This is a genomic window from Candidatus Lokiarchaeota archaeon (genome assembly GCA_014730275.1).
In the GTDB taxonomy this organism is placed as follows: domain Archaea; phylum Asgardarchaeota; class Thorarchaeia; order Thorarchaeales; family Thorarchaeaceae; genus WJIL01.
Genome location: WJIL01000016.1, coordinates 21,506 through 37,582, shown reverse-complemented (window position 1 = coordinate 37,582; position 16,077 = coordinate 21,506). Strand labels below are relative to the sequence as shown.

Annotated in this window: 13 protein-coding genes; 4 read left to right on the top strand and 9 right to left on the bottom strand. The window is 46.6% G+C overall.

What is annotated here, in order from left to right:
• Window position 1 precedes the first annotated feature (1 nt).
• Window positions 2-859 (bottom strand): cytochrome-c3 hydrogenase subunit gamma, encoded by an 858-nt coding sequence (locus GF309_02405; protein MBD3157617.1) that lies wholly within the window; start codon window positions 857-859, stop codon window positions 2-4.
• Window positions 859-1,890, bottom strand: coding sequence for a hydrogenase (locus GF309_02400; GenBank protein MBD3157616.1), 1,032 nt, complete (start codon window positions 1,888-1,890; stop codon window positions 859-861). The genes GF309_02405 and GF309_02400 overlap by 1 nt, the downstream gene beginning before the upstream one ends.
• A 226-nt stretch (window positions 1,891-2,116) precedes the next feature.
• Here GF309_02400 and GF309_02395 point away from each other — a divergent pair, with 226 nt between their 5' ends.
• From GF309_02395 to GF309_02385, 3 genes are all read left to right on the top strand, one after another.
• The gene (locus GF309_02395) at window positions 2,117-5,218 is read left to right on the top strand and encodes an FAD-dependent oxidoreductase (protein MBD3157615.1); all 3,102 of its coding nucleotides are present in this window, start codon (window positions 2,117-2,119) and stop codon (window positions 5,216-5,218) included.
• A 7-nt stretch (window positions 5,219-5,225) separates the two neighbouring features.
• Window positions 5,226-5,798, top strand: a complete 573-nt coding sequence (locus GF309_02390) for a DUF2096 domain-containing protein (protein MBD3157614.1) — start codon at window positions 5,226-5,228, stop codon at window positions 5,796-5,798.
• Between the two features lie 96 nt (window positions 5,799-5,894).
• Window positions 5,895-6,806: a crystallin J1 gene (locus GF309_02385; protein ID MBD3157613.1), complete on the top strand. Its 912-nt coding sequence runs from the start codon at window positions 5,895-5,897 to the stop codon at window positions 6,804-6,806.
• 7 nt (window positions 6,807-6,813) lie between these two features.
• Here GF309_02385 and GF309_02380 read toward each other — a convergent pair whose 3' ends face one another.
• The 7 genes from GF309_02380 to hdrC form a co-directional block, all read right to left on the bottom strand.
• On the bottom strand, window positions 6,814-7,749 hold the full coding sequence (locus GF309_02380; GenBank protein MBD3157612.1) for a CoB--CoM heterodisulfide reductase subunit B: 936 nt from the start codon (window positions 7,747-7,749) through the stop codon (window positions 6,814-6,816).
• The gene (locus GF309_02375; GenBank protein ID MBD3157611.1) at window positions 7,691-8,209 is read right to left on the bottom strand and encodes a heterodisulfide reductase; all 519 of its coding nucleotides are present in this window, start codon (window positions 8,207-8,209) and stop codon (window positions 7,691-7,693) included. The genes GF309_02380 and GF309_02375 overlap by 59 nt, the downstream gene beginning before the upstream one ends.
• 3 nt (window positions 8,210-8,212) lie before the next feature.
• Window positions 8,213-11,665: a hydrogenase iron-sulfur subunit gene (locus GF309_02370; protein ID MBD3157610.1), complete on the bottom strand. Its 3,453-nt coding sequence runs from the start codon at window positions 11,663-11,665 to the stop codon at window positions 8,213-8,215.
• A 395-nt stretch (window positions 11,666-12,060) separates the two neighbouring features.
• Window positions 12,061-12,888, bottom strand: a complete 828-nt coding sequence (locus GF309_02365) for a hypothetical protein (protein ID MBD3157609.1) — start codon at window positions 12,886-12,888, stop codon at window positions 12,061-12,063.
• 76 nt (window positions 12,889-12,964) lie between these two features.
• On the bottom strand, window positions 12,965-13,291 hold the full coding sequence (locus GF309_02360; protein ID MBD3157608.1) for a hypothetical protein: 327 nt from the start codon (window positions 13,289-13,291) through the stop codon (window positions 12,965-12,967).
• A 97-nt stretch (window positions 13,292-13,388) separates the two neighbouring features.
• Window positions 13,389-14,279 carry a CoB--CoM heterodisulfide reductase subunit B gene (hdrB, locus tag GF309_02355; protein MBD3157607.1) on the bottom strand — a complete coding sequence of 297 codons (891 nt, stop codon included), beginning with the start codon at window positions 14,277-14,279 and terminating at the stop codon, window positions 13,389-13,391.
• A gap of 25 nt (window positions 14,280-14,304) precedes the next feature.
• A complete protein-coding gene (hdrC, locus tag GF309_02350; GenBank protein MBD3157606.1) occupies window positions 14,305-14,844 on the bottom strand; it encodes a CoB--CoM heterodisulfide reductase subunit C in 540 nt (179 codons plus the stop codon).
• A gap of 153 nt (window positions 14,845-14,997) precedes the next feature.
• On the opposite strand from hdrC, the gene GF309_02345 reads away from it, so the two are divergent.
• The gene (locus tag GF309_02345) at window positions 14,998-16,074 is read left to right on the top strand and encodes a radical SAM protein (GenBank protein ID MBD3157605.1); all 1,077 of its coding nucleotides are present in this window, start codon (window positions 14,998-15,000) and stop codon (window positions 16,072-16,074) included.
• Window positions 16,075-16,077 lie beyond the last annotated feature (3 nt).

The window sequence follows — 16,077 nt, the reverse complement described above, 5'->3', positions numbered from 1 at the left end:
ATCATATCAGTCCTGGTATGTCCAACACGTCGTAATAACCGAAAACCGGTCCATCTTTACAGATGTATTTCCATGACGTAGCTGTTCCAACATTACAATGGCCACATTTGCCAACACCACATTTCATCTTGCGTTCAAGAGTGACAAAGATGTAGCGCGGATCATACCCCCGTTCGATGCATTCCTCAAACATGCCTTTGTACATTGGCGGAGGGCCACACATTGCCACAGTACAGTTTTCAGGGTCAACGTTGACTTTGTCAAAGTGCGTATTCACCCTACCGTGCAAACCATCAAAATCTGGGTCTCGAGTAACCGTCTGGACTATCGAAATATTCTCGGCGGTAGCGATATCCTTCATAGCCTCAAGTTCTTTCTGGAACAAAAGACCGTTCGCATACTTCGCACTGTTGATGATGGTGATATCGCCAAACAACCAACGGTTATCAAGAGCATAAAGAAATACTGATCTCAAGGGAGCCATTCCCAATCCCGCAGCAACCAAAAGAAGGTCGCGATCGTGGAATTTTTCCATCGGGAAACCGTTTCCATACGGCCCTCGAATACCAACCAGCGTTCCGGGGTTGAGATGATGAATGGCAGAGGTTACCCTTCCAGCATTGCGAATACATAGTTCAAAGAACCCTACCCGTCGAGCAGATGAACATATCGAGATTGGTACCTCACCAAGACCGAGAAGTGATACCTCAACGAACTGCCCTGGCTTGAATCGGAAGTTCTGTGCTTTCTCAGGATCTTCGAACCTGAACAGGAATAATTTGTCCACTTCAGACAGGTCATATGTTCTTAGCAGTCGGCATTTCGACGTATCATATACATTTTCTTGTTCGCTCGTCATTAGTCACCAACCCCCTGATACCCGCCTATTTCCATCAAATTACGCTTAAAATTGATTTCCGCTGGGCAAAAGTAGGTACATCGTCCACATCCTACACAGTAAGCCGTCGTTACTTCCTCACAATACGCGTTCTTACACTGATACCTGTTCTTGAATCGGGACTCCTTTGTAGGGCGGAAATTATGCGGTCCAGCCACAAGGCCATGCGACCGAAACTGACAGGAATCCCAGAAGCGGATACGTTCTCCAGTCTTGCCATCAATACTTGGCACATCTTTCACATCATAGCACCTGCAGGTAGGACAAGTAAGAGTGCAGTTTCCACAACCCAGGCACTTCTCGCTTTCCCGTTCGTACATGGGATGATCTAGCCGCATCTCAAGGAAGTATCTGAGAGAGTCCCAATTGCCCTGTAAAGTATACATGGAGCTTCGTTTCTCTTCGAAATCTTCCATATAGTCGATGTCTTCCTGCGTTACCTCACCGACCAATTCTGGATATGGATCCAAGAGCTTGTGGCCTTGGACGGTCCCAACACGAACCAGATACCCATCTGCTACCTCATGGAAAAACAAATCGAACCCTTTGTCAACAAACTCTGTCCTGCGAACATTGCAAAAACAGTATTCATCAGGCAAGCAAGAGAGACCGATGATGATTCCGTTGTCGCGTCTCATCTTGTAGTAGGGATCTGGCTGCTCATCAATGAATTCGGCATCCAGAATACGCAAACCCACAACGTCACATGCATGCACGCCAAAAATTACGAATCGCCCTTCCCGGGGCGTGTTCTCATAGAGTTCAACTTTGTCTGTATCAAAGCGAAACATTGTTTCTTCTTCAGGGTAGAAGAATCTACGGGGCGGTCGTATCGTTCGATTGTAATGGAACTCCACATCGTCAACATCGTCGATTTCTGTGAAATCATAGAACTGTTCAGAAATTTTAGTGGGGGCGTAGAGTGTTGCTTCATCCTTGAGGTTTTCAAGGAATTTGTAAGTGTTTGCAGTTGTCATTTTGATGTATCTCAATCTGGACAGCTCCGAGTGAAATTCTTGATTTGATATGTGGAATCCATTAGTACAACGTGGGAGCTGGCAACATCTCCGTACTTATATTATAGCTTCAGGCGGCGGTTGGACAATTTTATGAGGATTCGAAGGATAAGCATCATATAGATGACAACCCATTTCAGAAACGTTATATCTCAAACAACAAAACGAGCAATAGTATACGCCAAGCTTGGAGTAATCGTAGATGGTCAGCGACAATAGCAACGACAACTCTCCCAAGTCCAAACCAACCGATGTAGCCATTATTGGTGCCGGAATGGGCGGTATCAGCGCCGCTCTCGCTCTTGCGGAAGGTGGTCACCATGCCCACCTTATCGAGCGTACGGTCAATATTGGTGGAGCCTATGTGGCAATCTACAAGATCTTTCCCGCATTGGAATGCTCTGCATGTGTTATGACTCCGCTCACATCGTTTGTTGGAAAGCATCCGAATATCACTATTCATGCTTTATCTGAAGTCAAAAAGGTGGAAGGAGAAGCAGGAGATTTCACTGTTACAGTGCACAAGAAAGCCCGTTATGTTGACGAGGATAAATGTACCGGGTGTGGTCTCTGTATCAAATCGTGTCCTGTAGAAGTTCCAAACGAATATGATGGTGGTCTTTCGCTCCGAAAAGCCATATACATGAACTTCCCTCAACAGATTCCACTTGTTGCAACAATCGACAAGGACGCCTGTATTGGATGCGGGACATGCGCAGGAGTTTGCCCTCAAGACTGTATCATCTACGATGACGAGGACAAGGAATATGATTTGAATGTGGGGTCAATCATTAATGCAGCTGGTTTTCAGGAATATGATCCCACTGATTATGCAGAGTACGGATATGGTGTATTTCCAAATGTTGTCACAACCCTAGAATATGACAGACAAACCCATCCAACAGGACCCACAGACGCGCACATGGTAAGACCTTCGGATGGTAAGGAACCAGAATCCATTATGTTCATCAATTGTGTCGGCTCTCGAGATGTACGAGAGAACATTGAGGGGTACAGTGACCACTGTAACCGGGTTTGCTGTTCGTTCGGATTGAAGCTTGCCCAAGTTACGCGAATGCACTACCCCGAAGATCATTGCGACATTTACTACTCCTACATGGATCTTAGAACCTGTGGAAAAGCGCTTGAGGAGTTCTTGTGGGATAGTCAGCACAATCAAGGCATCGATTTCATCCGAGGGCGGGTAGCCGAAATCAATGAAGACCCAGATACCAATGACCTGATGGTCAAGATTGAGGATACCGAAACTGGAGAAATCAAAGAAATGACCATGGAAATGGTTGTCTTAAATTCCAGTTTCAGACCTGCGGAGGGACACGAGGAGCTTGCAGAGATTCTGGATATCGAACTTGAGCCAACAGGTTGGGTCAAAGAGAAGAATCCAAGTTCTGCTGCACTTGAAACTACTCGACCAGGTATTTTCATGGCAGGAACAATTCATGGCCCGAAGGACGGTACGGATACAGTAAACGAAGGCAAAGGAGCCGCGATGGCTGCACAGTCCATATTGCCAGTACCCGAACCAGAGCCACAGGAGGAGATACCCCCAATTGAAGTGGGTGATGAGCCACGAGTGGGCGTTTTCATATGCCATTGTGGAGGAATCATTGGTGATGTGATTGATTCTCCTGCATTGGCGGATTGGGCTGGTGATTTGCCAAACGTCGTGTATAGCACCGACTATATCTTCATGTGCAGTGATCCAGGTCAGGAGCTCATTACCGAAGCTATCAAAGAGCATGATCTCAACAGAGTTGTAGTTGGTTCATGTTCGCCATTACAGCACGAGGATACATTCAGATCAGCACTCGAAGCTGCGGGATTATCGGGATACTACTTGGTAGGTCCTGTAGGACTGCGGGAACAGCTAACACTCGTCAATGCTAATGATCCGCCCGAAGTTCGGCAGGAAAAAGCCCAGGATATGATTAGAAGCGGTGTGGCGAAGGCTGTCAACAATGAAGATGTTCCTATCGAAACCGTTGAAGTGACACCCGTTTGTATGGTTGTGGGTGGTGGAGTTTCCGGAATGACAGCCGCACTCGATGTTGCTCGAAAAGGTTTCGATGTCATCCTAGTAGAGAAGAATGAAGAGCTAGGCGGCAGACTCAACGATCTATACAGACTCTTTCCGGAGATGGTCGAAGCTCAGGAAATCGTAGATGATTTGAAAGCAAGGGTGGAAAAGGAAGACAAAATCGAGGTTATTCTCAATTCCAAACCGGTAGCTCGAGATGGTACATACGGAAATTACGAAATTACGCTCGAGAATCAGAAGACCGGTGAAAGAAACATGCACGTGATAGGCTCCATGGTAATTGCTGTTGGAACAGATACCTATGAGCCCGAAGATGGTGAATATGGATGGGAAGAGTCCCCAGCCGTGATAACCACACTTGACTTGGAACAGAAGCTAAAGAATGGAGAAATCAAAGAACCCCCCAAGAACCCGGTGTTCATTCACTGTGTTGGATCGAGACAGAGTCCGGGTGAAGGAAACAGGTATTGTTCGAGAGTTTGTTGTTCAGCGGTCATAGCCATGCAAAATGAGCTGAAAGAGATGTTCCCCGACCTGAGGGTCTTCTCGGCCTATAAGGAGCACATCAGACCATTCGCTAACGGGATGGAAGAGATGTGGAGGGTGAACAGGCAAAAAGGTGTCAGTTACTTGCGATGGGTCAGAGAGAATCCGCCACAAGTCGAGCCAACTGAAGACGGTGAAGGTGCAATCGTTACTGTTTATGACACGTTATCACAGAAAACCCTGAAAATCAAATCAGACATGGTAGTTCTAGCTGTTGGTCTTGAAGCGCCTCACGATGTTAATGAGCTGGTGAAAGCAATAGGCATCACCCGTGGAGCCGACGGATTCCTTAGAGAGATGCACATGAAGTTCAAGCCTGTCGAGACCAACGTCCCGGGCGTATTCCTTGGTGTAACCTACGCGAAGAATGTTGCAGACTCAATTAACCAAGCGCGGGGAGCGGCAAGCGCAGCCTGTGCTCCGTTGAATCTGGGTACCGTCGAGATAGAACTGTTGGTTGCAGAAGTCGACCAAGATCTCTGTGTTGGTTGTGATTTGTGTAACTACTCCGAAATATGCCCATACGATGCGGTCTCGATGGTCGAAGTGGAGCCAGGGGTTAAGAAGAGCGTCACGGATGAATTACGTTGTGAAGGGTGTGGTGCATGTTGTGCCATATGTCCAACAGGTGCACGGGATCTCAGATGGTGGCGAGAGGAGAGCTTCCTACAACAGATTGAAGAAATGCTCAGGGAGTGAAAGCTAAGTGGTATCTATCGAAGGCTTGCGCGCTGGTTGGCTTGTCCTGAATGACCTGCTTGGAGATTTGAAATCGAAGCACAATTTCACACCTCCGGATATAACCTACAAAGATCTTCGTAGTTCCAAGATGATCATAGAATATCTTAGCTCTTTTGATGAAGACATAAGAGAGATGGAACAACGTGATGCCGCACTTCGAGAAGAGATGGAACAGAAAGTTGATCGTACACGAGAAACCCTGATGATGTGGGCTGAAAAGCAAGGTGGGAGAGAATACAGGGAATCTTGGAATGCACAGTTCTACGAGGCTATTCATAGCGATAGAGAACCAGATTTAGAAGAATCCAAAGCCCAAATATCCGATTTGCCACGTGACAAAGATATCAGTTTCTTCAGAATGCGACTGCCGGAAGAAATTCCTGTCGAAATTATTTCGGACTTAGCAGAAAGCTGCATGGTTCTCATATCATTGGATGGCAAAAGGCACCTCCAAGTCAGCGGATCAGAAGAATGTGTCAAAAAGGCAATGCAACGCCTTGGAGAACTGTTCTATGGCGAGAATACTATGAGTGAGTAGATACAGTCTGCTGCATTTTACCGCCTAGTTGGATTGATTATATGTACCCAAGACTAAATCAATAGATTCTCATATTGTTTACCGAGGAGCGATTATATGGGCGGTGACTATAGCATGTCAAATCCAATTGGCAGAGCAAGAGTGTGTCTAGATGGTTTGTCCATCGGAGATGCCTTTGGCGAGATGTTCTTTGACCGTCGAAGAGTGACCGAGAATTGGATAGAGGAAAGACAACTACCTCCTTCCCCTTGGAGATATACTGACGACAGCATGATGGCGATGTCCGTCTTCTCGATACTCCAAGAATATGGCGAAATCAATCAAGATGCACTTATTCAAAGCTTCTGTGAGAACTACAATCCGAGGAGGGGGTACGGAAGCGGAATGCATGAGGCTCTACCACGAATCGCAAATGGGGAAGACTGGGAGAAGGTAGCGAGCAGCCTGTTTGGTGGAGAAGGTTCGTACGGTAATGGCGCTTCAATGCGGGTTGCACCGGTTGGAGCATACTTCGCTACAGATTTGGATTTAGTAGCTGAAAATGCAGCAAAATCTGCGCAGGTAACTCATGCACATTCCGAGGCAACAGCTGGAGCAATAGCAGTTGCCACTGGCGCCGCTCTGGCATACCAGTCAAGAGGAGAAGAAGCACCGAATGTTCATGATTTCATAGAGAACGTATTGGAAGCTGTACCTGACAGCCTAACGCGGAAAGCCATTTTGGAGGCTTTGAGTGTAAATCCCGAGGCCCCGGTACGAGAGGTCGTCAGTAGAATCGGCAATGGTTCCAAGATAACCACATTTGATACAGTTCCATTTGTTCTGTGGAGCGCAGGACTTCACCTTGATGATTACAATGAGGCTCTCTGGTATACGGTAAGTGGACTTGGAGATATCGATACAACTAGTGCCATGGTCGGGGGTATAGTGGCTAGCAGAGTAGGGAAAGAAGGAATCCCAGAGGAATGGCTTCACAAAAGAGAACCGCTGCCAGAGCTCCCCCTATGATGACAGTTCATAATCCGAGAATATCTGCGATAGGATCCAACTGCACTCTGTTTAATTCAAAGCCTAGCTTACTTGAGTCAATGCCCATCGCCACGCCCAGAACCTGTGTTACGAATAGCGCAGGCAGCTCCAGCGAATTGCCATCCTCGTCTTCTAGCCCGAGTACTTGGACATCAAATTGCGTATGACAGGCAGGGCAGTTGGTCACGATGCAGTTTGCACCCGACTCTATGGCGTTGCTCATCTTCTCTTTGAGAATCTCAGTAGCAACTTCCTCACTTGAAATGAGTAGTGGTGAACCACAACATCTAAGCTTCAAATTCCAAGGAATACTTCGAGCACCAGTCAGTTCGAGCAACTCGTCAACTTTGCGAGGTAGCTCAGGGTCATCGAACCCTGCCACAGTAGATGGACGTATGAGGTGACACCCAGGGTGAAAGGCAATTTTGAGACCATCAAGGGGGTTAACGATTCTATCGGCAATTTCGTCCTTCAAATCATACAGGACTTCAACAAAGTGGCGAATGCGTGCTTCACCTTCATATTCTAAACCAACCTCACTGAGAATCTTGTTGACTTTTTTCCGCTCGCTTTCGTTATCATGAAGTACATGATCACAGTCTTTGAGTGAGCCAAAGCAACCATTGCAGGGAGTGACAATATCATGACCACGTTTCTCTGCAAGGGCGATGTTCCGTCCGGACATCGAAAGCCAGCTCAGTTCATCAATCGACTTGAGGACGACTGTTCCACAGCATGATGCCCCATCAAAATCTAGGAGTTCAATATCAAGTTCGTCAGCAATGACCCGCATAGAAGCTTCATAATTGTTGAAACGGCTGGGAATGGCACAACCAAGAAAGACTTCGTATTCCTGAGCCATTCTAGTCATCCTCCTCCAGTTTGAGCAAGCCGGTCTTCTCAAACATCTTCTTGGTTTCATCTAACTCCAGATGGGGAACTTCTTCCAAACCAAGGTCTTCACGTTCCCAATCAGTTGGCTGATAGAGTTTTCCGGTATCATAGAGCTGCTGTCGTGAACTAACGTATCCCTGGGGGGCTTTGTTTCTCTGGAAAGCCATATTCTTCAGTCCAAAGAGAATATCTGTTATGTCGATACCTTGTGGACACCGTTCCTGACATGTATAGCAAGTTGTACACAGCCATATCATGTCCGTGTCTAAGACTTCCGGTAGCCCAAGAACAAGCATCCGCATTACTTCATGAATCTGGACATTTACCTTGTCGCTGACCGGGCAACCAGCACTGCATTTCGCACACTGGAAACACGCAGTCAGATCCTGACCACCGATAAGCTGTGAAACTCGATCAGTGAATTCAGGGTCAAGAGTTTCAAAGGTCTTGCCTGCAAATGATTTGAGTGTGCCCCATGCTTCAGTCATCGTCTACTGACCTCCTCGTAGAGGGCTTGGTCCAAGCTCCTCTGCCAATTCTGTAAGCTCCTTTACAGTATCAGCATAAATCGCTCCTTCGCTCGCGCTAATCTGAGTAAATTGGAGGCGCTCTGGGTCCAGTCCAGCTTTTTCGATGATTTTCTTGGCTATGTTGAACCGTCGTTCAAATGCGATGTTACCATCAACATAATGACAATCACCGAAATGGCAACCGGAAATCCACACTAGATCCGCACCCATTCTGAATGCCTCAAGAATGTGCTGGACGCTGACACGCCCAGTACACATCACCCGTATGTCCCGTACCGTGGGCGGTTGTTGCATCCGTGATACACCCGCTTGGTCTGCACCAGCATAGGTACACCAGTTGCATATCACGCTGACTAATCTCGGCTGACTCACTGGCATATCTTTGAGTGCAGCTCGGATTTGAGAGAGGATTTGGTCATCGGTGAAGTGCTTCATAGTGATAGCGCCCGACGGGCAACCAGCGGCGCATTTACCACATCCTTGGCATAGCACCGGGTTACTGACAGCATAATCGTGACTGCCGTCCCCTGGGATGACTTCTATTGCATTGTATGAACAGTTCACTTCACAAGTCCCGCATCCAACACATACCTCGGGATCCACGACAGAGACGATGGCTTCAGCCTTTCGAACACCGTTGTTGAGCGGGATAAGCGCTCGCGAAGCCGCTCCTCTTCCTTGGGCAATGGACTCATCTATAGACTTCGGAGCAGTAGCTGTTCCAGCCACATAGATTCCATCGGTCTGAAAATCAACTGGTCGGAGCTTGGGATGTGCTTCCATGAAGAAGCCTGACATGTTCAGCGAGAGCTTGAACATCTCGGAAAGTTCTTTGTTTGATTCTCGAGGAATCATTGCTGTTGCAAGTACAACATGGTCAACATCTAAGGCGATTGTTGCACCAAGTATTTGATCCAATACCTCTACCCGAAGGTTGCTTTTCTCTCCTTTCTTCACTTCGGGGGGAGCATCTTGGTCGTATCTGAGGAAGACAACGCCTCGCTTCCGGGCCTCCCTGTACTTGTCTTCTCCGTCATACGATACGCGAAGGTCACGGTACATATGATAGACCTTCGATTCAGGATATTTGTCAAGCAGTTCTAGAGTGTGTTCCAGCGCTACGGTGCAGCAGATACCAGAACACCATGTCCTTGCTCCTTCCAATGATTCGTCTTCACGTGAACCAGCACAGTGAATAACCGCGAATGTTTCGCCATCTTCAATCCCGTCTCCTTCAACAAGACGTCGATTGAATTCTAGCTCAGTCATCACTTCGGGTAATTCACCAAGACCGTACAAGCCTTCTTCTTCAAGTTGAACAGCACCAGTGGCCACAATGACGACGCCTACAGTAAGTTCTGTTTCATCGCCACTGGATTCTACAGTAACGTTGAAATCTCCAATTGCGCCCTTGGCATCAACAACTTCGGAGCTAAGCAAGAGATCGATATTGGGATGATCCGTCACTCTCTTTGAATACTCCGCTATGACTTCCTTGCTATCTTGATGGTCGAAATTCACTGTACTCAGGTCGTTCAGAAGCCCGCCAACTCTGTCTTCTTTCTCAACCAAGTAAACATGGAAGCCTTTGTCAGCAATGATTTCTGCCGCTGCCATGCCGGCAACACCAGCACCAACCACAAGAGCGGAAGGTTCGATTTCTACAACTTCTTCTATTTGCGGTTCTAGTAACGAGGCTTTGGCGACAGCCATTCGAACCAAATCAGTTGCCTTAGAGGTAGCCTCATCCTTCTGGCTTTGATGTATCCACGAGCAATGCTCTCTGATATTAGCCATCTCGAAAAGATACTTGTTCAAACCTGCCTCTTCAATCGTCTCTCTAAAGAGTGGTTCATGTGTGCGGGGAGTACATGAAGCTACCACAACACGATTGAGATCATGTTCATGAATTGCGTCTTTGATGGCAACCTGTGAATCAGATGAGCAGGAGTATAGAAGGTTGTCAGCGTGGACTACGTTGGGGAGGCTTCCAGCATATTGTGTTACTTCATCCACATCTACAGTACCAGCAATATTGATTCCACAGGAGCAGATGAATACCCCGATTCGGGGATCCTCAGCCATCATCTCAAAGTCGGATTCCTCAATAGGCTCGGTTTCTTCTTCTGGTAAATCGATATCATTTGCAGCCAAAGCCGCTGCAGCACTTCCATGTGATACTGAATCGGGTATATCCTTTGGATGGTGACAGGAACCGCACATGTAAATGCCCGGAACAGAAGTCTCAGCTGTTTCAACAGCGGGATTACCCACCGCAACGAAATCATAATCATCAGTCTTGATGCCCAGTGTATCCACTAATGAAGGGTTGTTGTTAGGAAGCATCGCTGGACAAAGCACAACCAAGTCATACTGATCTTCGACTACCTCATGACCACGTGTGTCACTATGCCGGATTATTAGATCTCCAGTTTCAGGGTTCTCAGAAATCTCGCTGGGTAGACCCTTAACATAGTTGACTGCATATTCGTTCTCGGCACGTACGAGAAATTCCTCGAATCCTTTCCCGAAGGCACGAAGGTCGTTGTATAGGATATCGATGTTGACGTCTGGTGTGTGCTCTTTAGTGATTATTGCCTCCTTAGTTGCATATGTGCAACATATTCGGGAACAATAAGCACAGTGATTGACATCACGGGAACCTACACATTGTACAAATGCAATATCCTCTGGTTCTTTCCCGTCAGAGGGGCGCATGACTACTCCTTTAGTGGGTCCACTGGCAGAGACCATCCGTTCATATTCTAGTGCACTCACAACATTGGGCAGCCTGCCATAACCGTACTCAGGAACACTTGAAGGATCCAGAAGCCTGTAACCCGTTGCAAGTATGATGGCCCCAGCATTGATTTCAATTTCCTCGTCAGCTAAATCGAAATTGATTGCCTCTGCTTTGCAGGTCCGTGCACACGTCATACATTGAATGCAATTGTCGATATCCACCGTAGCTACGTTGGGAACAGCTTGTGGGAAAGGTATGTAAACAGCCTTTCGCGTTTTCAAACCGAGATCGTATTCATTGGGTACTTCAATTGGACACATACGCATACAGTCCCCACAGCCAGTACATTTCTCAGGGTCAACTCTGCGCGTATGTTTGAGAATCGTAACTGTGAAATCGCCTTGTTCTCCTGAAACATCGGTAACCTCAGAATAGGCAAGAAGCTCAATATTGGGGTGTCGAGAAATATCGACCATCCACGGACCTTGTATGCACATAGCACAATCGAGTGTGGGGAAAGTCTTGTCCAATTGTGCCATATGTCCGCCAATTGATGGTTCTTTCTCAACAAGATACACACTAGCGCCCATATCGGCTAAATCTAGTGCAGCTCTTATGCCTGCAATTCCGGCACCTATGATGACAACAGGTTTCGAGTCTGCCGTTCCCATATACTTTTTCACTCCAAGGAGTTATTCAGCCAGTTTATAGCTAGATGATAAAAGGTTGGCTATCGAGCTGTTGGGTTGAGCAGGCATTTTTTCAGTTTCGGTAACGCGCCAAATGGAATTCCTTGGCGATAGTTAACGTACGACTTAATATTGCCCAGATAATCTCCCAATGTTATGAAGGCAACGCGATTGTTCACCCGAATGTATGTGTCGCGACTCAAGCAACAATCCAGTCGGAAATCGAAATTGATTGACGATTTAAGTGATATAGAAGTAAAGGTGAAAATCTTCGAAAAGTCGGATTCATAGAATTGAACACCCGAATCCGTAGTTGGCCTTCAGAAGGAAAGAGCAGAGCTTAAACACTCCATCTACCTAAAACCGTAATAGCCAGATTATTCTCTCAACACTCTAGGTGCTAGAATCAGCTTTCCAAATCTGAATTTCAGAGCTAGAGGACGATTTGTTGCAAACTCAAGTGTTACTCTTGATTCGGCAGGCCAGAGTCGTAGCATATTCCGTACAGCCTTCGTTGAGTAAACTCCCGAAATGCCTATTTCATCTGTGTCTTCAGACTCTTGGGAATTTTTATTCTCTGATTTCTCCTCCCCAACGTATGTTAATGACAAAAGGCCACTACCTCGCCGAAGATGTTTCTCTTTTGTAGCCGAATCATCATCTTGGACAAGAACAAGCTCTGAGAAAGGAGGGAAAGCCCGTATCTGAAAATAGTCAGAATCAATCATCTTCAGTGATGTCTTCAGCACCTTTGCAATTAGCGAGGCTTCAATTGCGTGATCAAGGCTAGGGGAAGATGCTTCATCAGCTGCCTCGAAAACAGGCAGAGTAGCGCTACCATCTTTCCACTCACATACTAATTCGCGTTCGGATTTGGTTTTTTGTAGAGATAATGTCAGTCTAGAATTGGCTTGGTTCACCAGCTCAGTAATCCGTTGAGCATCAATTGCAAAAAGGCCGCTAGATTCTGTGATTTCATATTTGTAGAAGAAGTCATGTGGGATTTCGATATCAACGAGGATTGTCTTGGCTAAATTGAGTTGTTTTATTGATAGACCAGCAGAAGTTACTTTCATACAAATCTCATGACTTAGAATCTCGTTCAAAGCTGAAAGTATTCGGTCTATCAAATCCACTTTATATCGTCCGGCGAGCCCGGCGACGAAGACTCTGCTTTCAGCAGTTTTCGAAGATTGAACCTTCACGCTAAAGACCTCAATTACTCTCTTGGTATGACAGTAATTAAGGGCCTATAGCCCAAAGGGTGTATTCAGCAATTCGTCATGCGAAAACTTCAAGCTTGCCCTTTACTGGAAACGGATCATCGGGTAATTCACTATCTTCGCTTGAAACAGCCTCAGCCGCTTGTTTGCATATTTCTAAATCTGGGACATCCACACCCAGTCGACGAAGCTCATCAACAGTATAATCGTTGATATCAAAGCGCCAAACATTCTCATAGTTGTCCCATCCTCGATGGGATAACTCCCAGTCCATCGCCTTGATTGATTTGACAAGCTGCTTGTTATATTCAGTACGAAGCGCAAACTTAACTCCATACCCGTCACCAGGATCTGCTACGAAAAGCTCGTAATCTACTTTTGTCATGGTAATGCACCTTACGGTACTCATTTGGCAATACAAAGGCATCGGTTTTTGATTTCACCCGCGCCTAACTAACAGGGAGGATTCTGTGTAATCGGTGTTACATCAGAATCTGGGCCCAGTTGGGCTCACTCTTGCGCTGCATGTATTGAAGATGTGTATCCAGTCCAAAATCGTCCGGTTCATGACCGAAAGCAAGAGCCAAGAATTCGGACACATGCATCACATCAAACACGTATTCCTCACCAAAGTGCTTCTGTATCTCCACCTGGCCAAGATCAAGCTGTAGTTGGCAGAATGGGCACGGTGTAACTATAAGGTCAGCACCACCCGCTTCGAGGATACTATCGAATTTCTGCTTTGTGAAATCCAGTGCAACTTCAAGATCAGCTGTCCGAACAGCACCTCCGGCTCCACAACACATCAGTTCGTCCTTGTAGGGAACATATTCCGCCCCTGTGGTCTCACATACATCTCTAAAGATATGGGGGCGTTCGCTTTCGTCTTTCTGCTTGACGAGCTTTGGACGCATCCAATGGCAGCCAGGATGTAGTGCGATTCTCACACCTTCAAAGGGCCTACTTACTTGTTCCCGTATCTTTTCTAAGCCAGCAGTATCGTACAGCGCATCTACATAATGAGTAACTTCAATCGTTCCTTTGAACTCCCGGTCGATTTCTGCAAGATTGTTGTTTACCTTCTCTCGTAGTTCGTCATCCTCTTTGAGTTCGTGATTTGCTTCCCAGAGGCTAGCGAAACAACCGTTACAACCAGTGGTTATCGGATGACCACTCTCCTCTGCAATGGTCAGGTTTCTAGCAGCAACCGTTGCCCAAGTTACGCGGTCAAAGGAACCAAAAACTCCGGGAGCTGGACAACAAGTTGCACCTTCCATGTCCAAAAGCTTCATTCCCAAATCAGGAAAAATCAATCTCGTAGCGCGCTCTACACTTGGATACCTATGTGGAATAATGCATCCGAGAAAGTGCATAAAGGCAGGTTCATCAGTCATCGTTTCAGCCCTCCTTCTTCTTCTTTTTCTTTTTCTCTTCTTCTGCTTTCAGGAACTCCTCATATCCAATGAGTTTGTCGAAACCACAGATTTCACTCAATTTCTTGACCTCCTCTGCAGCCCATGGGTTGGCACTTGCATTCGGAGGAATAGGTTCCAATCCAACTTTTTCTCTCAATTGCTGCCACATCTCTTTGTCTAGTGGAACAGCATGTCCGGTCTCGATGACCTTGACTGCAACCTTCTGGTGGTTTGATAACATGTGTCCTTCTGCGACGGCAATATTCCTGATAGCCTTAATCACATCAGTGGGTTTCACATCCTGTGGACATCTATCAGTACAAGCGTAGCAAGTTGTGCAATACCATAGTTCGGTAACTGAAACACATTCCTCTTTCAAACCAAGCAATGCTTTTCTTATGATGTCACGAACAAGATAGTTGGTCCTTGCCCCAGCAGGACAGCTACCACTGCATGTACCGCACTGATAGCAACTCTGGACGTTGGGACCGCCTGCTTTCTTTATCAAATCAACGAAATCCATGTCAACTTCGTCGACATCTACAACAGAGTTTTCTTCAGAGGCTGTCAATCCATGCACCGACTGTGGAGCATTTAGAAGTATCAGCACATAAAACGGTTTTTACATGGTTGTTCGGAAGGACAAAATTCATCCAATCAGCTTGAGAGTAATCAGATGATGAGATGCCCTAACCACCAGAACAGGATAGTATCCCAATCCATAGGCTATTGCCCAGAGTGCCTCGCAGAAGGCTCCGAACGAATGGGCCATAGCATGGAACAACATAGAAGGCTACGCCAAGATGAGGCATTAGTAGGCAAGATACCCTCTGACGGTCAAGTTGTGTGTGGGGAGTGCAGTAATCATTGCAAAATGAATGAGGGGGATACGGGATTCTGCCATCTTCGTCAAGTCCAAGATGGCACTGTCGTTCATAAATATGGAGAGAAGGCTGTCGTTCGCTGGTATTTTGATCCACTCCCTACAAACTGTGTAGCCGATTGGGTTTGTCCTGTACGAAATCAGAAAATCGACCAGTGGAATTCTCGGCTCAAAAACCTTGCAGTATTCTATGGATCTTGTAATTCGGATTGCCTGTTCTGCCAGAATACAAGCTACCGCCAAATGATGGCTCAAGGTGAACCGCTGATGACACCCCAGGAGCTGGCGGGTGTAGCTGACGAGAACACAGCTTGTGTTTGCTACTTTGGCGGAGATCCTTCGTGTAATGCAAAGCACTCCATAACCGTTTCACGCTTACTCAATGAGAACCGTCAAGTTCGTGTCTGCTATGAAACCAACGGCAAGATTTCGCGGAAGTACTTGAACGATATAGCGGACATTTTGCTTCAAAGTGGTGGTACAATCAAGTTCGACTTGAAAGCCATGACATCTCAAGTCTATCAAGCTTTAACTGGTACCTCTAATGAAGCGGTAATACGCAATTTTCGCATTCTTGCGGAAAAGGGATTTCAAAGCGAAAATACATTCCTTGTCGCCAGCATTCTACTGATACCAGGATATGTTGGGCTTGAAGAAGTCAGGCGTATTGCCAGTTTCGTAGCGGAGTGCGATTCTTCAATCCCGACAGCACTACTTGGATTTCAACCCCACCACGTGATGTCCGATTTGCCAAGAACAAGCAGGAAACACGCAGAAGTAGCAAAGAAGGTAGCAGAGGAAGAGGGATTGACGAATGTCAGAATTGGCAACAGGGGATTACTCTCACTAGCAGAGTACAACTATCAGTAAATC